General features: G+C 73.4%; 23 protein-coding genes. 15 read left to right on the forward strand and 8 right to left on the reverse strand.

Annotated features, from left to right (window positions below; translation table 11 throughout):
* Nucleotides 1-4: 4 nt before the first annotated feature.
* Together ABD437_RS21280 and ABD437_RS21285 are read right to left on the reverse strand one after the other, a co-directional pair.
* Nucleotides 5-379, reverse strand: a complete 375-nt coding sequence (locus ABD437_RS21280; protein WP_344650641.1) for a hypothetical protein — start codon at nucleotides 377-379, stop codon at nucleotides 5-7.
* A gap of 28 nt (nucleotides 380-407) precedes the next feature.
* The gene (locus tag ABD437_RS21285) at nucleotides 408-1,424 is read right to left on the reverse strand and encodes a LacI family DNA-binding transcriptional regulator (RefSeq protein ID WP_344650642.1); all 1,017 of its coding nucleotides are present in this window, start codon (nucleotides 1,422-1,424) and stop codon (nucleotides 408-410) included.
* A 90-nt stretch (nucleotides 1,425-1,514) separates the two neighbouring features.
* On the opposite strand from ABD437_RS21285, the gene ABD437_RS21290 reads away from it, so the two are divergent.
* Both ABD437_RS21290 and ABD437_RS21295 read left to right on the forward strand, forming a co-directional pair.
* Nucleotides 1,515-2,597: a phytanoyl-CoA dioxygenase family protein gene (locus tag ABD437_RS21290; protein WP_344650771.1), complete on the forward strand. Its 1,083-nt coding sequence runs from the start codon at nucleotides 1,515-1,517 to the stop codon at nucleotides 2,595-2,597.
* Between the two features lie 5 nt (nucleotides 2,598-2,602).
* Nucleotides 2,603-3,604, forward strand: a complete 1,002-nt coding sequence (locus ABD437_RS21295) for a Gfo/Idh/MocA family protein (RefSeq protein WP_344650643.1) — start codon at nucleotides 2,603-2,605, stop codon at nucleotides 3,602-3,604.
* On the opposite strand, the gene ABD437_RS21300 is transcribed toward ABD437_RS21295, so the two are convergent.
* Nucleotides 3,601-4,224, reverse strand: coding sequence for a TetR/AcrR family transcriptional regulator (locus ABD437_RS21300; RefSeq protein ID WP_344650644.1), 624 nt, complete (start codon nucleotides 4,222-4,224; stop codon nucleotides 3,601-3,603). The two genes, ABD437_RS21295 and ABD437_RS21300, sit on opposite strands and share 4 nt — an antisense overlap.
* Nucleotides 4,225-4,659, reverse strand: coding sequence for a nuclear transport factor 2 family protein (locus ABD437_RS21305; RefSeq protein WP_344650645.1), 435 nt, complete (start codon nucleotides 4,657-4,659; stop codon nucleotides 4,225-4,227).
* Between the two features lie 110 nt (nucleotides 4,660-4,769).
* Here ABD437_RS21305 and ABD437_RS21310 point away from each other — a divergent pair, with 110 nt between their 5' ends.
* Genes ABD437_RS21310 through ABD437_RS21320 form a run of 3 tightly spaced genes read left to right on the forward strand, consistent with a single transcriptional unit; the run spans nucleotide 4,770 to nucleotide 6,788 of the window.
* Nucleotides 4,770-5,687: an ABC transporter ATP-binding protein gene (locus tag ABD437_RS21310; RefSeq protein WP_344650646.1), complete on the forward strand. Its 918-nt coding sequence runs from the start codon at nucleotides 4,770-4,772 to the stop codon at nucleotides 5,685-5,687.
* Nucleotides 5,684-6,535 carry an ABC transporter permease gene (locus ABD437_RS21315; RefSeq protein ID WP_344650647.1) on the forward strand — a complete coding sequence of 284 codons (852 nt, stop codon included), beginning with the start codon at nucleotides 5,684-5,686 and terminating at the stop codon, nucleotides 6,533-6,535. Before ABD437_RS21310 ends, ABD437_RS21315 begins: the two co-directional genes overlap by 4 nt.
* A gap of 7 nt (nucleotides 6,536-6,542) precedes the next feature.
* A complete protein-coding gene (locus ABD437_RS21320; protein WP_344650648.1) occupies nucleotides 6,543-6,788 on the forward strand; it encodes a helix-turn-helix transcriptional regulator in 246 nt (81 codons plus the stop codon).
* A 6-nt stretch (nucleotides 6,789-6,794) separates the two neighbouring features.
* On the opposite strand, the gene ABD437_RS21325 is transcribed toward ABD437_RS21320, so the two are convergent.
* A complete protein-coding gene (locus ABD437_RS21325; RefSeq protein ID WP_344650649.1) occupies nucleotides 6,795-7,337 on the reverse strand; it encodes a TetR/AcrR family transcriptional regulator in 543 nt (180 codons plus the stop codon).
* Between the two features lie 98 nt (nucleotides 7,338-7,435).
* On the opposite strand from ABD437_RS21325, the gene ABD437_RS21330 reads away from it, so the two are divergent.
* From ABD437_RS21330 to ABD437_RS21350, 5 genes are all read left to right on the forward strand, one after another.
* Nucleotides 7,436-8,239, forward strand: a complete 804-nt coding sequence (locus ABD437_RS21330) for an alpha/beta hydrolase family protein (protein WP_344650650.1) — start codon at nucleotides 7,436-7,438, stop codon at nucleotides 8,237-8,239.
* A 17-nt stretch (nucleotides 8,240-8,256) separates the two neighbouring features.
* Complete coding sequence (locus tag ABD437_RS21335; protein ID WP_344650772.1) at nucleotides 8,257-9,108, forward strand: LLM class flavin-dependent oxidoreductase; 852 nt, start codon at nucleotides 8,257-8,259, stop codon at nucleotides 9,106-9,108.
* Between the two features lie 38 nt (nucleotides 9,109-9,146).
* Nucleotides 9,147-9,740: a hypothetical protein gene (locus ABD437_RS21340; protein WP_344650651.1), complete on the forward strand. Its 594-nt coding sequence runs from the start codon at nucleotides 9,147-9,149 to the stop codon at nucleotides 9,738-9,740.
* Nucleotides 9,741-9,851: 111 nt separating this feature from the next.
* Complete coding sequence (locus ABD437_RS21345) at nucleotides 9,852-10,373, forward strand: hypothetical protein (protein WP_344650652.1); 522 nt, start codon at nucleotides 9,852-9,854, stop codon at nucleotides 10,371-10,373.
* A 154-nt stretch (nucleotides 10,374-10,527) separates the two neighbouring features.
* Nucleotides 10,528-11,226, forward strand: coding sequence for a hypothetical protein (locus tag ABD437_RS21350; RefSeq protein ID WP_344650653.1), 699 nt, complete (start codon nucleotides 10,528-10,530; stop codon nucleotides 11,224-11,226).
* 42 nt (nucleotides 11,227-11,268) lie between these two features.
* On the opposite strand, the gene ABD437_RS21355 is transcribed toward ABD437_RS21350, so the two are convergent.
* From ABD437_RS21355 to ABD437_RS21365, 3 genes are read right to left on the reverse strand one after another with little or no spacing between them, the layout of a single operon-like run.
* Entirely contained in the window at nucleotides 11,269-12,375 is a 1,107-nt protein-coding gene (locus tag ABD437_RS21355) for a peptidoglycan recognition protein family protein (protein WP_344650654.1), read from the reverse strand.
* Nucleotides 12,376-12,410: 35 nt separating this feature from the next.
* A complete protein-coding gene (locus tag ABD437_RS21360; protein WP_344650655.1) occupies nucleotides 12,411-13,865 on the reverse strand; it encodes an O-antigen ligase family protein in 1,455 nt (484 codons plus the stop codon).
* Entirely contained in the window at nucleotides 13,862-14,785 is a 924-nt protein-coding gene (locus tag ABD437_RS21365; RefSeq protein ID WP_344650656.1) for a glycosyltransferase family 2 protein, read from the reverse strand. The genes ABD437_RS21360 and ABD437_RS21365 overlap by 4 nt, the downstream gene beginning before the upstream one ends.
* A gap of 103 nt (nucleotides 14,786-14,888) precedes the next feature.
* Between ABD437_RS21365 and ABD437_RS21370 the strand changes: the two genes are divergently transcribed.
* Genes ABD437_RS21370 through ABD437_RS21390 form a run of 5 tightly spaced genes read left to right on the forward strand, consistent with a single transcriptional unit; the run spans nucleotide 14,889 to nucleotide 18,246 of the window.
* Nucleotides 14,889-15,722: a sulfurtransferase gene (locus ABD437_RS21370; protein WP_344650657.1), complete on the forward strand. Its 834-nt coding sequence runs from the start codon at nucleotides 14,889-14,891 to the stop codon at nucleotides 15,720-15,722.
* Between the two features lie 23 nt (nucleotides 15,723-15,745).
* Complete coding sequence (locus ABD437_RS21375) at nucleotides 15,746-16,300, forward strand: hypothetical protein (protein ID WP_344650658.1); 555 nt, start codon at nucleotides 15,746-15,748, stop codon at nucleotides 16,298-16,300.
* Nucleotides 16,297-16,614, forward strand: a complete 318-nt coding sequence (locus tag ABD437_RS21380; RefSeq protein WP_344650659.1) for a transcriptional regulator — start codon at nucleotides 16,297-16,299, stop codon at nucleotides 16,612-16,614. Before ABD437_RS21375 ends, ABD437_RS21380 begins: the two co-directional genes overlap by 4 nt.
* 52 nt (nucleotides 16,615-16,666) lie before the next feature.
* Nucleotides 16,667-17,170: a SigE family RNA polymerase sigma factor gene (locus ABD437_RS21385; protein WP_344650660.1), complete on the forward strand. Its 504-nt coding sequence runs from the start codon at nucleotides 16,667-16,669 to the stop codon at nucleotides 17,168-17,170.
* Complete coding sequence (locus tag ABD437_RS21390) at nucleotides 17,167-18,246, forward strand: hypothetical protein (RefSeq protein ID WP_344650661.1); 1,080 nt, start codon at nucleotides 17,167-17,169, stop codon at nucleotides 18,244-18,246. Before ABD437_RS21385 ends, ABD437_RS21390 begins: the two co-directional genes overlap by 4 nt.

The following is an 18,246-nucleotide window of genomic DNA, read 5'->3' on the forward strand; positions in this document are numbered from 1 at the left end:
CCAGTTAACAGGAAGTCGTGCCGGTCGGCAGCCGACCGTGGTCAACCCGGTAGTTCAGGCACCGCCGGCGGCGATCGGCGGCGGCCCGGTCCGGGTCCGGGAACGACGCCTCGACCGTCGCCCGGCAGGCGTGGCCGGTGGCGTCGCGCCGGCAGTTCCGCTGCTGCGTGCGCATCTCCCGGGTCCGGTGCGCCCCGGTGGCGACGCCCCACCGGTACACCGCCCAGGCGCCGCCGGCGTCGCGGGCGTCGAGACGGTAGACCCAGGACCCGGTGGCCACGGCCCGCTCCGGCGGGCCGGACAGGATCGTGAGCAGCAGCGCCGCGGTGATCAGCGCGAGCACCGCACCGGTGGCCGCGCGGACGGGAAGCATCGTCATCGGGTACCGAGCGTAGGCGAAAACGCACTTACGGTAGGACCCGGCCATCCGGGGGCAGCGGGACGTTGAACGGCGTCACGACCTGGATGTTCGACGACGTCGAGCCGACCGGGCCCGGCAGCGCACCGTGCGCGCGCAGCAGCAACCGGCAGGCGTGGCGCACGTCCTGGTGCAGATCGTGGTGCAGTACCGCGGAGAGCGCGCCGTTCCGCAGCAGCCGCCGGTTGTCGGCGTCGAGATCGTGGGCGACGAACACCGGCCGGTGCGCCCCGAACGCCTCCACGATCGCCGCGTTCCCGCCGCCGATCGAGTACACGGCGGCGACGTCGCGCCGGGGCAGCCGTTCGATCAGGCCGCGCATCGTCGCGTCGAGCCCGTCGCTGTTGTCGATCTCGACGACGGTCCGGTGCGGCAGCGCCCGCCGGAACCCGGCTTTGCGCTGGTCCTCGCCGTGGAAGTACCCGCGGCTGAGCGTCAGCAGCACGTCGCCGGGCCGGTCGCCGAGCCACTGGGTGATCAGGTACGCGGCGGTGGCGCCCGCGGCCCGGTTGTCGATGCCCACGTACGCCAGCCGCCGGCTGCCGGGCAGGTCGGTGGCGAACGTCAGCACCGGGACGCCGGCGCCGGCGAGGTCGTCGACCGCGTGCCGGACGGACGGCACGTCCGGTCCCTTGAGGATGACGCCGTCCGAACCGCGCCGCCGGAGGCGACCGAGCGTGGCGACCAGCTCCTCGGGCGTTCCGGTCTCGCGCAGGTGGTAGCGCACCCGGATGCCGGCCGGGCGGAGCAGCGGTAACTCCGCGTCGAACGCCCGGCGCACGGCCGAGGAGAACCGCTCGGGCGTCTGCATCACGAGGTCGACGAGGAACGTGCGGCCGGTGAGCCGCACCTGGGTGCGCTGGCGCTCCAGGTCGGCGATCGCGCGGTGCACGTCGTTCGTCGTGTCCGGGCGGACCCCGCCCCGGTGGTGGAGGACGCGGTCGACCGTCGCCTCGCTGAGCCCCGCCTGCCTGGCGATCTCGCGGATGCGGAACGCGTGGCCCACCGCGGCCTCCGTTGAGGGGTTTTTGAGGGATCCGGCCGCTTGATTATCCGGAGCGCCTTTCTACGCTGCAAGGTGTCGAAGGGAACGCCCATGTGGTTTTCGGAACGCGACTGCCGGGTCGAACATCTCGCCGCTCTGGTGGACACGAAGACAGCACCCGACGATTATCCGTTCGCCTCGTCGATCGAGCAGAACGTCGTGGTCTACGACGCGAATCGGTTGCCGGACCCGGCCGAACTTTCCCTGGCCCTGTCCGACGGGCCGGGTGTCGTCGTGATCACCGGCGCGTTCGCCGACGCGTCGATCGTCGATCGCGCGACCGCGGTGTTCGACGCCATGATCGCCGATCAGCCCGCGGGCGGCGACCATTTCGCGCCGCCCGGTGCGAACGACCGGGTGTGGAACGCGCTGGAGAAACTCGCGCTGCGCGCCCCGGACGTCTTCGCCGAGTACTACGCGAACGACGTCGTCGCGCTGGCCGCGACCGCCTGGCTCGGCCCCGGCTACCAGGTGACCTCGCAGGTCAATGTGGTCAATCCCGGGGGTGCGGCGCAGAGCGGCCACCGCGACTACCACCTCGGCTTCATGTCCGCGGCGCAGGCCGGGCGCTACCCGGCCGCGGTGCACAGGCTCTCGCCGCGGCTGACGCTGCAGGGCGCGGTGGCGCACTGCGACATGCCGGTGGAGAGTGGACCGACGATGTACCTGCCGCATTCGCAGAAATACGAGCCGGGTTATCTCGCGATCGAACGGCCGGAATTCCGGGACTATTTCGACGCCCATTCCGTGCAGTTGCCGTTACGCAAAGGGGACGCCGTGTTCTTCAACCCCGCGCTGATGCACGCCGCCGGCACGAATCGGTCCGCCGACATCCGGCGAATGGCGAACCTGCTGCAGATCTCGTCGGCGTTCGGGCGGGCGATGGAAAGCGTGGACCGGGAGCGCATGTGCGACGCGGTCTTTCCGTTCCTGCTCGCGATGCCGGATCCGGGCAACGTCATCGCGGCCACCGCGGAGGGCTACGCGTTCCCCACCGACCTCGACCGCGACCAGCCGGTGGACGGGCTCGCCCCACCCAGCCAGGCCGACGTGTTACGGCGCGCGGTGTCCGAGCGGTGGTCACCCGGCACGTTGCGGAACGAACTCGCGGCCCACTCCGCGCGGCGGCGGTGATCACGATGCGACTCGGACTGATCGGGCTCGGCCGCATCGGACGTTTCCACGCCGGCCTGCTGCGCGGCCTCCCCGCGGTGAAGGACCTGCTGGTCACCGACCTCGACCCGGCGCTCACCGCGCAGGTCGCGGCGTCCCTCGACGCCGAGCAGGCGAGCTCGCCGGAGGCGCTGCTGGCGGCCGGCGTCGACGGCGTGGTGATCGCCACCCCGACGCCGGCGCACGCCCCGCTGGTGCTCGCGGCGGTGGCCGCCGGCATCCCGGCGTTCTGCGAGAAACCGCTGGCCACGACCGCGGCCGGTGGGGCCGCGCTGGTGCGTGAGCTGGCCGGCTCCGACGTGCCGGTGCAGGTCGGGTTCCAGCGGCGCTTCGATCCCGCGATGGCCGCGGTGCACGACGCCGTGCGGCGGGGTGAGCTCGGCTGGCTGCACACCGTCCGGTCCACGACCCTGGACCCGGCGCCGCCGCCCCGGGCGTACATCGCCGCCTCCGGGGGCATGTACCGCGACTGCGGTGTGCACGACTTCGACATCCTGCGCTGGATCACCGGCCGCGAGGTCGCCGAGGTGTACGCCACCGGCAGCAACAAAGGTGCCCCGTGGTTCACCGAGGTCGGTGACGTCGACACGTCGAGCGCGATCCTCACGTTCGACGACGGGACGCTCGGGCTGGTGTCCAACACCCGCTACAACGCGCGGGGCTACGACGTGCGCCTCGAGGCGCACGGGTCGGCCGACAGCGTGGCCGCGGGCTGGGAGCCGCGGGTGCCGGTGCGGTCCCTGGAGCCCGGCGGGTTCCGGCCGGCCGCGCAGCCCCACCAGTTCTTCATGGACCGCTTCGCCGACGCCTACCGGCTGGAGTTCGAGGCGTTCACCGAGGTGGTGGCGGGCGCCCGGCCCTCGCCCTGCACGATGGCCGACGCGCTGGAGGCCGACTGGATCGCCGAGGCGTGCGTCCGCTCGGCCGCCGAGCACCGCCCGGTCGCGCTCGCGGAGGTGCGCACCTAGGGCGGGCCGGGCGGGGCCGGGCGGAGCAGGGCCGCGAGGATCGTGTCGCGGGCGGCGCGGACGGTGGCGTCGTAGGAGGACGGGTCGCGGCCGAGGCGTTCGGCGCCGGCGCGCAGGGCGCCGGAGAGCAGCTCGACCGTGAGCCCGACGTCACCGACGTCGCGGAACTCCCCGCGCGCGACCCCCGCGCGGACCACACCCTCCACCTCGGCCACGACCGCGGCGAACGGGTTGCCCGGCCCTTTCGGCAGCTCGTCGACGAGCGGCCCGGAGCCCGGGCGGAACATCGGCTGCAGGGCCTGATCGGTGGACGCGTCGAGGACCGCCTCGACGATCTCCCCCATCCGGTCCGCGGCCGGCACCTCCGCCCTGGCCGCGATCGCGGCCACCCGGTCGAGCGTCGGCCGGGCCGCGCGCTCGGTCAACGCCAGCACCAGCGCGCTCTTGTCGCGCGCGTAGTTGTACAGCGTGTTGCGCGCGAGCCCGGCCCGGGCCGCGATGCTCCCCATCGTGATCGCGTCGTAGTCCTGCTCGAGCATCAGCTCGCGCAGGGCCGCGGCGAGGTCGGCCCACACCCGCTCGTGGTGCTGCTCGATGCTGGCTCCGCGGATCCGGGGCATCTAGCTCCCCACGCCCGCGAGGTGCGCGTTCTCCTGGTAGGAGGCGGTGAGCCGCACCTGGCTGAACCGCCAGCCGTCCGCCGTCCGTACCGCCTCGTTGTCGTAGAACCCGACCACCAGCCAGCGGTCGGGCCCCTCGCCGGGAAGCCAGTGCTCGGCCCGGACGTGGGCGTGGGCGCTCGCGCGGTCACCGTCGAGCGTGACGACGTGCCCGGTGATGGCGTGATGGGTGGCCAGGAACGGCGCGAACGAGGCCCGCAGGATCTCGACGTAGTCGGCGAGCGGCAGCGTCATCGGCGCGATCCCGGCCACCGACTCGAAGTCGAGCGTGACGGGATCGGTGAAGACGAGGCCCGGCAGCTCGTCGTACTTCTTCTGGTCGGCGAGGTCGGCGTAGCGGCCGAACAACTCGACGATCTCCGCGTGCGTGTCCATGCGTCTCTCCTTTTAGCGACAACCTGTCGTAAACGATACGACAGGTCGTCGCAAACGGCCAGCGCGCGAGGTCGTTGTGGAGATGCTCGATTTTGTAGTACACCTACTACATGCCGGCCGATGTGACGATCGACGTGCGGAACTTACGGATGCGCTATGGGGACACCGACGTGCTGACCGGGGTCTCGTTCACCGCCCGACCGGGTGAGGTCCTCGTCCTGCTCGGCCCGAACGGGGCCGGCAAGACCACCACGATCGAGATCCTGGAGGGGTTCCGGCGGCGGTCGGCCGGCGACGTGCTGGTGCTCGGCGCCGACCCGGCCCGCGGCGGGGAGAGCTGGCGCGCCCGCGTCGGCATCGTCCTGCAGTCGTGGCGCGACCACAGCAAGTGGCGGGTGCGTGAGCTGCTCGAGCACCTGAGCCGGTACTACCGCGCGTTCGCCACCGACCGCCGCCCGTGGAACGTCGACGACCTGCTGGTCGCGGTCGGCCTCACCGCCCAGGCCGGCTCCCGGATCAGCAGCCTCTCCGGCGGCCAGCGACGCCGGTTCGACGTCGCGGTCGGCATCATCGGGCATCCCGACCTGCTCTTCCTCGACGAGCCGACCGCGGGCTTCGACCCCGAGGCCCGCCGCGAGTTCCACGACCTGGTGCACGAGATCGCCGACGACGACACCACGATCCTGCTGACCACCCACGACCTGGACGAGGCCGAGAAGCTCGCCGACCGCATCCTCATCCTGTGCGGCGGCACGATCATCGCCGACGGCTCGGCCGACGCGCTGACCCGGCGGATCTCCACCCAGGCCGAGGTGCGCTGGAGCGTCGACGGCACCCGCTACGTGCACTCCACCGAGGACGCGACCGCGTTCGTGCGCGGCCTGTTCCACCGGCACGACGACACGATCACCGACCTCGAGGTGCGCCGGGCCAGCCTCGAGGACACGTACATGACGATGGTCCGGCAGTTCGAGGCCGGCCGGCGCGACGCCGCGGTCCGCGAGTTCTCGGAGGTGGCGTCGTCGTGAACCCCACGCTGAACGCCGTCCGCGCCGGTGTGTCCCGTGGCCTCATCGAGCTCCGCCAGACGCTGACCACCCCGATGGACCTGTGGAACCACGTGCTGCCCAGCGTCATCTACCTGGTCGTGTTGTACTTCACCCGCGGCGACACGGTGCCGGGCACGGCGTTCTCGCTCGGGGCCAGGACGCTGCCCAGCCTGATCGGGATGACGATCGTCTTCAGTGGCCTGTCGACGATGATGATGTCGCTCGCGGTCGAACGGGAGGACGGCACGCTGCTGCGCGCCAAGGCCGTGCCGAGCGGCATGGTCGGGTACCTCGTCGGCAAGATCGTGCTGGTGTCGTCGATGACGATCCTCAACATCGCGGTGATCCTGGTGCCGAGCCTGTTCCTGCTCGACGGGCTGGCGATCGGCAGCGTCACGTCGTGGCTGACGCTGGCCTGGGTGCTGGTGCTCGGCCTGGTCGCGACGCTGCCGCTGGGCGCGGTGCTCGGCGCGCTGATCGACAACCCGCGCAACGGCGGCCTCGCGATCCTGCCGATCATGGCGCTGATCGCGATCTCCGGGATCTTCTACCCGCTCGACGGGTACCCGGACTGGCTGGCGTCGCTCGGGCGGGTGTTCCCGGTGTACTGGCTCGGCCTGGGGATGCGCTCGGCGCTGCTGCCCGACGGCATGGCCGCGGTGGAGCACGCGGGCTCCTGGCAGCACCTGGAGACGCTCGGCGTGCTGGGGGCCTGGGCGATCGCCGGGCTGGTCGCGGCGCCTATCGTTCTGCGCAGGATGGCGCGCCGGGAGTCCGGCTCCGCCGTGATCGCGCGGAGGGAGCGGGCCCTGCAGCGGGCCGCATGAGGGGACCATGGACAAGAACGAGGCCATTTACAACCGGATCGCGATGCTCCGGGCCGAGCGGGGCATCTCCCGGCGCGAGCTGGCCGAGGCACTCGGCGTGCACTACCAGACGGTCGGCTACCTCGAGCGCGGCGAGTACAGCCCGTCGCTGCACCTCGCGCTGCGGATAGCCGGGTACTTCGAGGTAGCGGTCGAGGTCGTCTTCTCCACCGCCCCGTTCCCCCGCCTCGGCAGCTCCCGCCGATCGGCCTAGCGGGGGTCAGCGGGCCAGGCCGGCGATCAGGAAGCCGACCACGCGGCGGGCGTCGTAGCGCGGATCGTTGCCGATGCACAGGTTGCCGACCGCGTAGAGCAGCTCGAACGGGTCGACGTCGTCGCGGATCTCGCCCGCGGCGGCCGCGGCGGCGATCAGGTCGCCGCAGACCGGCTGGAGACGGTCGAGGAAGTACGCGTGCAGCGAGTGGAACCCGGCCTCGTCAGACTGCAGTGCGGTCGCCAGCCCGTGCTTGGTCACCAGGAAGTCGACGAACATGTCGATCCAGCGGGCGAGCGCGGCGTGCGGCGTGCCGCTCGACTCGAGCAGGGCGGGCCCGGCCGCGGCGGTGGCCTCCACCTGGTGCCGGTACACCGCGATGATCAGGTCCGACCGGGTCGGGAAGTGCCGGTAGATCGTGCCCATGCCGACGCCGGCCGTGGCCGCGATGTCACGCACCGGGGCGTCCACGCCCGAGGCGACGAAGACGGCCGCCGCCGCGTCGAGAAGCGCCTCCTCGTTCCGCCGCGCGTCCGCCCGCTTCGCCATGGCCCCATGGTGCCCCACGACCTGCCCGGTTGCTAAACGGAGCATTGCTCCGTATGTTTGTGGAACAACGCTCCGCTTAATCGAGAAGGTACCCCGCCATGAGCACCACCGTCGTGTTACCCGCCCCCGACCGGGGCGACGACCTGCCGGTCCGCGTGTCCGTTCCGGCAGCCGGCGACCACCTCCCGGTGATCGTCTTCTCGCACGGCTTCGGGGAGTCGAAGGACGGCTACGACCCGCTCGTCGACCACTGGGTCGCGAACGGGTTCGCCGTTCTGCAACCCACCCACCTGGACTCCCGGACGCTGAACCTGCCCCCGGACGACCCGCGCACGCCGGAGATCTGGCGCCTGCGCGCCGCGGACCTGACCCGGGTGCTCGACGCGCTGCCGACGATCGGCCGCCTCGACCTCGACCGGGTCGCGGTCGCCGGCCACTCCTGGGGCGCCCAGACCGCGGGCATGCTGCTCGGCGCGCGGGTCGTCGACGTCGACGAGGACTGGACCGACCCGCGGATCAGCGCCGGCATCCTGCTGGCCGCCACCGGCACCGGCGAGGAGCTCGTGCCGTTCGCGGCCGAGAACTTCGCGTTCATGCGCCCGGACTTCGCGACCCTGAAGACCCCGACGCTCGTCGTGGCCGGCGACGCCGACCAGTCGCGGCTCTCCACCCGGGGCCCGGACTGGTTCACCGACGTCTACCGCCTGAGCCCCGGGGCCACGCACCTGCTGACGCTCTTCGGCGGCGAGCACTCCCTCGGCGGCATCACCGGCTACGCCTCCGCGGAGACGACCGACGAGAACCCGGAGCGGGTCGCGCAGATCCAGCGGGTCACCACCGCCTACCTGCGCGGAACGGACCTCACCGTCGACGCCGCGCAGGGGAAGCTGGAGCAGAAGTGACGCCGACGTTCGGCATCATGACCGCGCCGGCCCAGGTCGGCTACGCGGACCTGCGGAGGGTGTGGCACGAGGCCGACACGGTCGCGGAGATCGACCACGCCTGGCTCTACGACCACCTGATGCCGATCTTCGGCGACCCGGACGGCCCGGCGTTCGAGGGCTGGACGCTGCTCTCCGCGCTCGCCGCCCAGACCTCCCGGCTGCGCGTCGGGCTGCTGGTGACGAGCAACCGGTTCCGGCCGCCCGCGATGCTCGCGAAAATGGCTGCGACCGTCGACGTGGTGTCCGGTGGACGACTCGACTTCGGCATCGGGGTCGGGTCGCGGCCCGGTCATCCGCTGGCCCGCCGCGAGTACGAGGCGCACGGTCTGCCGTTCGCGGAGACCGCCGACGCGATCGGCGCGTTCGCCGAGGCCTGCGCGGTGATCCGGCGGCTCTGGACGTCCGACGAGCCGTTCGACGCCGACGGGGAGTACGTGCGGCTCACCGGCGCGTTCGGCAACCCGAAGCCGGTGCAGCGCCCCGGCCCCCCGATCGTCATCGGCGGGCGGGCGTCCTCGACGCTGCGGGTGGCCGCCGAGCACGCCGACGTGTGGAACATCCCCGGCGGCGGGGACATCGCCGACCTGGCCGAACGCAGCGCCCGGCTCGACCGGTACTGCGCCGGGATCGGCCGGGACCCGGCCGAGATCGTGCGGTCGATGCAGCTCGGCGTGGCGTACGAGGCACCGGGAGCCGCCCGGGACACGATCGGCGCCGCGCTCGACGCCGGGTTCCGGCACTTCGTGCTGAGCGTGCCGGCCCCCTACCCGGACGGCGTGGCCCGGTGGCTGGCCGACGAGGTGATCCGGCCGGTACTCTCGTCTTGAGCGACCGCTCAAAAATCTGTCGGACGAGGAGTTCCGCCATGAGGTTCACCGCCGCTGCTCTGGTCACCGGTCTGATCGGCGGGGCGGTGACCGCGGCGTTCTGGGCGCTCGTCGAGGTGGCCGAGTCCCCGGCGGAGCAGGTGCTCGCGGTCACGCTCCCGGTATTCCTGGCCGGGCTGATCGGGTGGCGGCTGGCCGGGGCGGGCCGGGCACCGGGGGCGGCACCGGGCGCGTGGCGGCTCGGGGCTCTCGCGGCGGCGGGTGCCGCCACCATCGCCGCGGCGCTCGGCGCGCCCCAGGTCGACGCCGTCACCGGCGACCTCGTCCACAACCTCGGGGTGTTGCTGCTCGTGCTGTTCGTGGGCGCGGTGCTGGGAGTGGTGCCCGCCGTGGCCGTCGCGCTGGTGGGCACGGTGGCGCTACGCCCGCTGCGCCGCGCCCCGCTTCCCGTCGCCCAGCTCACCCTGACGCTCGTCGCGATGGCCGTGACCGCCGGGTTCGCGCTCTGGGCCGCCCCGCAGCCGCGATCCGCGCTCGTCCTCGGCCTCGCCACCACCCTCGCGGGCCTCGGCGCCGCCCTGCTCACCCCCTGGGCCCTGGCCCCCGGCGGCGTCGCGCACCGCAACCGGTGACGTGCCGGTCGGGAGCCGCCCGGGTGCAGACCGGGCCGCGGGCTACAGCGGACACCACCGGCAACCGAAGAGCACGGTGTCCACGTCACCGGCCCAGGGAGGGGCAGCGCCATGCAGTTCGTCGAATCGACGCTCGGTGACCCCGCGCGCCTGGCCGAGGTCGGGCGCTACGACCACCGCGACCCCGCGCTGACCGCCGCGCTCGACGACATCGCCGCCCGCACGGTCGCCTGGACCGGCCGGCCGATCAGCCTGATCACGCTGCTGGACGGCGGCACCCAGTACTGCGTCGGGCTGCACGGGCTGCCCCCGGTGGTGCGGGTGGGCGACCGGGTCGTCGACCGGTTCAGCGTCCCGGTGCGGTGGTCGTTCTGCGCACCGATGGTCCGCAGCGGGCACTCGCGTGTCGTCGGGGACCTGCGTGCCGAGCCGATGCTCGCCGCGAACCCGTTCGTCACCGTGCTCGGGCTGCGCGGCTACGTCGGTGTGCCGCTGATCATCGAGAGCGGACGGGTGGTCGGCAGCCACTGCCTGCTCGCCCCGGAGCCGATCACCGTGGGCATCGCCGACATCCTGGCCCTGGAGACCGGCGCCGCCGACGCCCTCGCCGTCCTCGGCCGGCACCGTTCCTGACGCCGGGCGCACACCGGCCCCGCCGGTCCGATGTCCGTACCGGGCCGTTGCGTTGCACGCTGTCGGCTAGATGACCGTAGGTGGCGCGTCCACTGTGACCGGTAGCACCCTCGTCGACACCACCGGACCGCCCGGTGAGAACGGGGAACCAGTCATGACACTCAGGACACTGCGCGGACGTCTGGCCACCGCGGCGGCGTTCGCGATGGTCGCCGCCGCGGTCGGCGGGATCGCCGCACCGGCGTCCGCCGCCGCGGCCGCACCCCAGGCGCCGTCCTCACCGCCGCCGCTCACCACGTCGCGCACGATCGACGCGTTCGACTGGAAGAACGCGACGCTGGACACGCCGTGGACCCGGGCCCGCCTGCGTGACGGGCTGCGCTGCCCGAGCGGCCGGGTCACCTTCCGCGAGGTGGCCCCGGACGAGAGCGACTACGGCCAGGTGATCCGGGGCCGCGCGACGCTGCTGGTGCGCAAGGTCGACACCGCCGACGTCAACCGCGACGGCCGGCCCGACGTCCTCGTGCACTTCCTGTGCCAGCGGACGAACAAGGACGTCGGCTACTCCTGGTACTACGTCTACACCTTCACGAAGGTGCGTGGGTACCACGGCTCGTTCAAGGGCTACCGGCCCCAGGTGCTGGACTTCGTGACGTCGTCGGACTTCGCGTCGAACGGCCGGTGGAACATCACCGCGATCGACGCCCGCCGCGGCGGCGTCGACGTCGAGCAGTGGGTGCGGGCCCGGCGCTCGTTCACCGTGGACCGGACGTTCCGGTGGACCGAGCGCTGGGGCCTGGTGCCCAACCGCCCGCTCCCGATCCACCCGGAAGCCGACCGCGCGCCGCGCTGAGCACCACGGGCCCCGGGGATACACCCCGGGGCCCGTCCCGACTCAGCCCAGCAGGTCGGCCACGTCCTGACGCACGCTCGCCAGCTCCGGGAAGAACAGGTCGCCCGGGCACAGCGTCGCCGCCCACTCCCGGTGCCCCGGGATCGTCGGCACGGTCTTGGTGGCGCCGCTGATCGGGTTGACGTACGCGGTGGTGCCGAGCGGGTCGAGACCGCCGAGCGCGACGATCGCGGCCAGCAGGTAGGTCAGCGACCGGCGGGCGGCCGCGGTGGGCTGCCGTCCGGTGAAGTCGCCGAGCAGGACGATCCCCACGTTGCCGGCGTTGAAGCCGCCGACGTGCGCGGCGTTGTTCATCCTCGGCCGGCCGCCCGGACCGAGCGGGCCGCCGTACACCGGGAACGGGTCGGTGCCCGACCAGCGGCCCTCGTAGACCCGGCCCGCCTCGTCGATCGCCAGGTGGTAGCCGAAGTCACCGAAGTCACGCGTGATCGTCTGGTCGTAGTAGATCGCGCGCATCGTCGCGGCCGGGTCGGGGTCGTCGTTGATGCCCGCGGAGTGGTGCACGGTGACGGTCTGCACCGGGTAGTAGTCGGCCGGGAACCGCTCGACGCCGTCGTCGGTGAAGCGCAGCGTCTCGTCGGCGCCCCAGGCCGCGCGGCTCAGGTACGGACGGCCGACCTTCCGGGTGGAGAGCGGCGTCGACGAACCGGTCGCCGCGGCGGTGGCCCGGGTCGGGCCGTCCACCGTGTTCAGCTCGGTGACCGTGCCGGTGCCGGGCAGCGTCAGCTCGTACCCGACCCCACCGGGGACGTTGATCAGCGCGCGCTTCGCGACCGCGCGGCCGTCCCGCCCCCCGTCGCAGCCGTGCAGCGCGGTCCAGTCGCCCCAGCCCGACCGGGTGCGGACCCGGACCGCGGCGCCGTCCGCGGGCCCCGTCCAGCCGACCGCGAGGTGGGTCAGCGGGAACTTCGACTCGTCGGCCTTCCGGCGCGCGTTCACCGCGAGCTTGCTGGCGAGCGTGTCCGGGATCGGGCTACCGGCGGCCGGAGCCGGCCCCGGGGCGGCCAACGCGGTGCCCGGCGCCCCCAGGACCGGTAACCCGGCTAACACTCCGGCGGCGGCGGCGAGTACGGAACGACGGGACGGCATCGGTGTCCTCTCGGCGGGAATCATCCACTCCGGACTTACTTAACCGGAGTTGTCAAGATTCCCACCGGTAACTTCGGTTCCACCGGCGGGGTCGGGCGGAGCACCAGGTACGCCTCACCGGCGACCAGGAGGAGCCAGAGCGCGCCGTTGGTCCCGCCCAGCATCCAGTCCTCGGTGGCGATCGTCGGCACCACCGCCAGCACCCCGACCGTGAACCAGGCGGCCGGCCACCCGCCGGCCCGGCGTCGGCGCAGCGCGTGAACGACGAGCAGTCCGACGCCGAACACGAACGCGGCCGCGCCGAGGACCCCTCCGCGCCGGAAGGCGCCGACGGCCGCGTTGTCGGTGTTGAGCTGGCGGCGCGGACCCTCGGGCGGCGCACCGTCGTCGAGCCGGGTGACCACCGCACGGGACGTCGTCGCGTTCCCGAACAGCTTCTCGGCGAGCGGCGCGTCCTCCCAGTCGCGCCAGACCTGCCGCCAGGTGTCGGTGCGCCCGCTGGTCGCCGCGGCCACCGGGCTGCCGCCGGGGCTCGCGCCGGTGTTGAACCGGTCGCGGGTCAGGTGGTCGAGGCCGCCGGACGAGACGTACACGATCACCAGCACGAGGAACGGCGTCGCGGCCGCCGGCCACCGGCGGCGGTAGTCCGGCAGGTCGGCGCGGCGGCGCCGGAGGACCAGGAACGCGTGCACCACGGCGGCGCCGCCCGCGAACACCAGGCCGGTCCGGGAGTTGCTCAGCAGCAGGAGAAGCCCGGCCAGCCCGGTGACGGCCAGCCGCTGCGCGAGCCCGAACGCCCGGTCGGCGCCGACGCGGATCGCGGCGATCACCGCGAGCCCGGCGAGCGAGTTCGGGTGGTAGAAGAGCCCGAGGCCGCCCCAGAAGCGGTCACGCATGCCCTGCGCCGAGCCGGCCGGCGCCTCGCGCACCGTGTCGAACACGCTCCCGGCCCCGGCCCACAGCAGCGCGGCCACGCCGAGCAGGATCGCGGCGGCGACGGCGACGCTGGGGTCGCGGCCGGTGCCGCGCACGAAGGCGATCACGGCCAGGACCGCGAGCGCGAACACCCCGGCGTACGCGGCCCGCTGCGCGCCGACGGTCCAGTGTCCGACCAGGGCCGCACCGGCGACGCCGAGCGGCCAGTACGCCAGCCCGGTCCAGGCCCCGCCGAGGCGCGGCACCTGCCGGAGCCCGCCGAGCCACGGCCGGCTCCACCACGCCCAGAGCACTCCCCCGGCCCCGAGCACCGCCCAGATGACGACCGGCCGGTCGGTGGAGGTCCAGGTGAGGATGCCGGCGAGCACCAGCGTGCCGCCGAGCACGGTGCCGCGCACGCTGGCGCCGGGGAGCGTGAGGGCCAGCGCGGCGACCCCCGCCGCGATCAGCGCGGCCACCGCCGCCTCACCGGCCTCGGTGACGCTGCTCGTCCGGACGAACTCGACGATCGCGGCCGCGACCACGAGGGCCGCCGCCGGCAGGAGCCTGATCATCCGGCCGCGGCCTGGCCCAGCACGCGGTCACGCACGGCGCGCCGGAACCCCGGCGGGAGCAGCCACACCTGGGCGTAGGTCAGGTAGTCGATCGGGCCGGGCCGGCCGTGCCGCACGGCCTCCCCGAGCAGGTCGGCGAAGACCCGCGGGCTCCTGCTGGTGGCGGCCATCGACGCGACGACGCTCATCGCCAGCGCCGCGTACGCGCGGGGGGTCACGCGCTCGCGGCTCTCCTTGAGCCAGGCGATCGACTGCTCCCAGGGCGCGTCGGCGCTGATCCGCTGACGGTTCTCGTCGGCGTGCCAGATGACCAGCGGCTCGTCGGCGTAGACCAGGCCGACCCCGTCGTGCTCCAGGCACCGCAGGCTCCAGTCGAGCTCCTGCAGCCGGCGTAACCCGGGGGTGAACGGCACCCGGCGCAGCAGCGCGGTGGGCGCGGTGATCGTGGAGGTCTGCAGGAATCCGTCGCCGTGGAACACGCCCCGGCGCACGGTCAGGTACTCGGTCGGTTGCTCGCCGTCGTCCGGTAAGCGGCGCGGGAGCACGGTGTCGGCCCGCGGGGTGCGCATGTACAGGCGGCTGGAGACGATCGGCAGCGCGTACGGCGACGTCCGGGCGAGCGCCAGCTGGGTCGCGAGCTTCTCCGGCAGCCACTCGTCGTCGTCGTCGAGGAACGCGGTCCACTCGCCCCGCGCGGCGCCGACGCCGGCGTTGCGTGCGTCCGGCGCGCCGCCGGACTCCACGAGCTCGACCGCGCGCACCCGGTCGTCCCCGATCCCGTCCAGCGCCGCCCGGGTCGCCGGGTCCGGGCCGTCCACGACGACGACCACCTCGAGGTTACGCAGCGTCTGCGCGAGCGCGCTCCGGACCGCACGCACCACCAGTTCCGGGCGGTTGCGGGTGGGGATGACGACACTCACCGGGAGACTCTGCACGAGTCCACACCGTTCGCGCTCGACCCGACCGACGCGCGACGCGCGGGTGGGCGTCAGGTGAACAACTGATTAGCGCCAGACTGGGCCCATGAGTCGTGAACAGATCCTCGTCGACGTGGTGAGTCTCCACGCCGCCGAGCGGACCCCGGCGTTGCTCGACGTCCGCTGGGCCCTCGGCGATCCCCACGGTCGCGACCACTACCGCGAGGGCCACCTCCCGGGAGCGGTCTTCGTCGACCTCGAGGCCGAGCTCGCCGGGCCCGCGAGCCCCGAGGGCGGGCGCCACCCCCTGCCCGACGTCGCCGACCTGCAGGCCGCCGCGCGCCGCTGGGGGCTGCGCGAGGGCGAGCCGGTCGTCGTCTACGACAACACCGGCGGGCTCGCGGCCGCCCGCGCCTGGTGGCTGCTGCGCTGGGCCGGGTGCGGGTCGGTGCGGGTGCTCGACGGCGGGTTCGGCGCCTGGGTGGAGGCCGGCTACCCGACCGAGACCGGCGACCACGAGCGCGAGCCCGGGAACGTGACGCTCAGCCCCGGTCACCTGCCCGCGCTCACCACCGACGACGTCGCGGCGTTCCCGGGCACCCTGCTCGACGCCCGCGTCGCCGAGCGTTACCGCGGCGAGGTCGAGCCGGTCGACCGGCGCGCCGGTCACATCCCGGGCGCGCACAACCTGCCGACCACCGGGAACCTCGGCCCCGACGGCCGGTTCCTGCCCACCGACGCGCTCCGGGAACGGTTCGCGCCCTACGCCGACACCGAGATCGGCGTCTACTGCGGGTCGGGCGTCACCGCGGCCCACGAACTGGTCGCGCTGGCCGTCGCGGGCATCCCGGCCACGCTCTACCCGGGCTCGTGGTCGGCCTGGTCCGCCGACCCGGCGCGTCCGGCCGAGACCGGGGAGCGCGCCGACCCGGGTGATTGACTCTGCGTTGTAGAGTTCTTGGTATGACAGAGGCATATCTGGACGAGCTCCGTGGCCGCGTCCGCAGCGACCGGCGGGCGGTCACGGCCCCCCTGCTGACGTTCGGCGCGCTCGTCGTCGCGCACGTCCTGATCGCCGCCGCGGTCTCGGCGGCGACCGAGAGCGCGATGGCCGCGCACCTCACCGCGCTGGTCTACTGGCCGCTCGCCGGAGCGCTCGGCCTGCTCGCGCTCTGGCGGTACGCCCGCCACGTCGCGGCCCGCGACGGGGTCGGCGAGGGGCCGCGCTCCTACCGTCCGATCACGATCGGCTACCTGGTCAGCGTGCCGCTGCTCGCGCTCCTGTTCGTCCCGGTGCTGTTCGTCGGCGTCTTCGCGCCCCTGGTGTGGCCGGCCGCCGTGCTCTACGCGATCGCGGTCAAGCAGCACACCACCGAGCTGCGGACGGTGGCGAAGGTGCTGGCCTTCACCGGCTGCCTCGGCGCGCTGGCCGCGCTGTCGGGCAACCCGTGGCTGTTCAGCGGCGTGGAACTCGCCGGGGGGCTCGCGCTGCTCGGCCGGGGCCTGGCCCGGCGGTGACCGAACCGCACCCCGCACTCGGGCTCGACGACACGATCCACCAGAAGACCCGCCTCGCACTGCTGACCGTGCTGGACGAGGCGGGCCAGGCCGACTTCCCCTACCTGAAGAAGCTCCTGGGCCTCACCGACGGCAACCTGGGCCGCCACCTGGACATCCTCGCCGCGCAGGGCCTGATCGAGATCACCAAGGGCTACGAGGGCCGGCGTCCGCGCACCTGGGCGGCGATCACGCCGGCGGGTGAGCAGGCGTTGGCGGCGGAGATGCGGCTGTTGTCCAGTCTGGTCACCCGCTTCAACGAGAAACGCCGATGAGCAAACGCGTCCCGGGCTGCACGGATCGGCGGGTCCGGGGCGTGTGAGGTAGGTGGACCCCAACGGCTTCGACGCCTACGTGGCGGCGCACGGTACGCCGCTGCTCCGGTTCGCGTTCCTGCTGACCGGCAACTACCACCTCGCCGAGGACATGCTTCAGGAAGCCCTGATGCGGGTCCATCGGCGCTGGTCGACGCTGGAACGCACGGACGCGATCGGCAACTACGTACGCAGGGCGATCCTGCGTCAGTACCTGAGCTGGCGGCGGCGCCGCTCCTCGGGCGAGACCCCGTCGGCCACCGCGCCCGACGTGGCGCTGCCGGGCAGTGACCACGCGGAGCGCTACGCCGAACGGGACGCGCTGCGGCAGGCGCTCACCGCCCTGCCGCGCCAGCAGCGCGCCGTGCTCGTGCTGCGCTTCTACGAGGACCTCGACGACACCGCGATCGGCGAGCTCATCGGCTGCTCGCCGGCCACGGTGCGGGCGCACGCCAGCCGCGGGCTGGCCCGGTTACGCGGAACAGTGCACGAGTTGGAGGGGGGACGGCTCCGATGAACGAGACCGAACAGGCCGTGCGGACCGCGCTGACCGACTGGGCCGCCGAGGTCTCCGCGCGGCCGGGACTCGCCGGCGCCGTGCTGGCCCGGAACACCCGCGCGCGCCGGCGCCGGCGGGCGCTGCTGAGCTGCGTCGCCGCGGTGGTGGTCCTGGCGGGCGCCGGCGCGCTCTGGGTCGTCGCGCCCTGGCGGACCCCGGACCGGCTCGTCCCGGCCGCGCCACCCCGCCCGGCGGACAGCGCGCCCCCGTCGCCGGTGGACTTCGGCTGGCTCCCGGACGGGTTCGACACCGAGCAGCTGGATCTGGTTCCGCCGGGCGTGTGGAGGCTCACCGCGACGTCCGGCCGGGAGCCGATCGAGGTGACGATCTCCGACCAGGAGCTCACGCCGACCCGCGGCACCGGAAGGACCGGAACCGTCGACGTCAACGGCGTCACCGCGACGACGTACTCGGTGCCGCCGCACGAGGTCGGCGCCCCGCCCTACGGCACGAACCCACCCGACGCCGACGGGGCGACCGAGGAGATCACCTGGCAGCGGAAGCCCGGCCAGTGGGTCCGGGTCCACCTGCACTTCGCCGGCGGGAAGAAACCGCTGGCCGCGACCGGGGAGGAGCTGCTCCGGGTCGCGCGGGGCCTCCGCGACACCGAGCGCCGGGTGCCCGCCCTGGTCAGCATCGCCGACCCGACCGGCCTGCACGTGGTCGCGAGCCAGTACGACGAATGGCGCGGCGCCACGATCAACCTGATGCGCGGATCCGGGAAGGTCTGGATCACCGCCGACTCCGGGGAGAAGGACCTGACGCCGTGGATGATCCGGCTCGGCAACGCGGACACCATCACCGGTTACGCCGGCTTCCGGGACGTCGAACCGGTGCTGGAGACCCGGGAGCTGCCCGGCCGGACGGTCCTCCGGAAGCGCTCCTACCAGGCGCTCTGGAAGACCGCGCTGGTGCGGTTCCCGGAGAACCAGGTCGCGGTGGTGCTCGTTCCGAAGAACACGAGCGACGCGGACCTGATGACCCTCGCGTCCGGGGTCACCCCGGGCCCGGACTACATCCCCGTCCGCCGGTGA

Origin of the sequence: Cryptosporangium japonicum, assembly GCF_039524755.1 — a bacterium.
GTDB lineage: Bacteria > Actinomycetota > Actinomycetes > Mycobacteriales > Cryptosporangiaceae > Cryptosporangium > Cryptosporangium japonicum.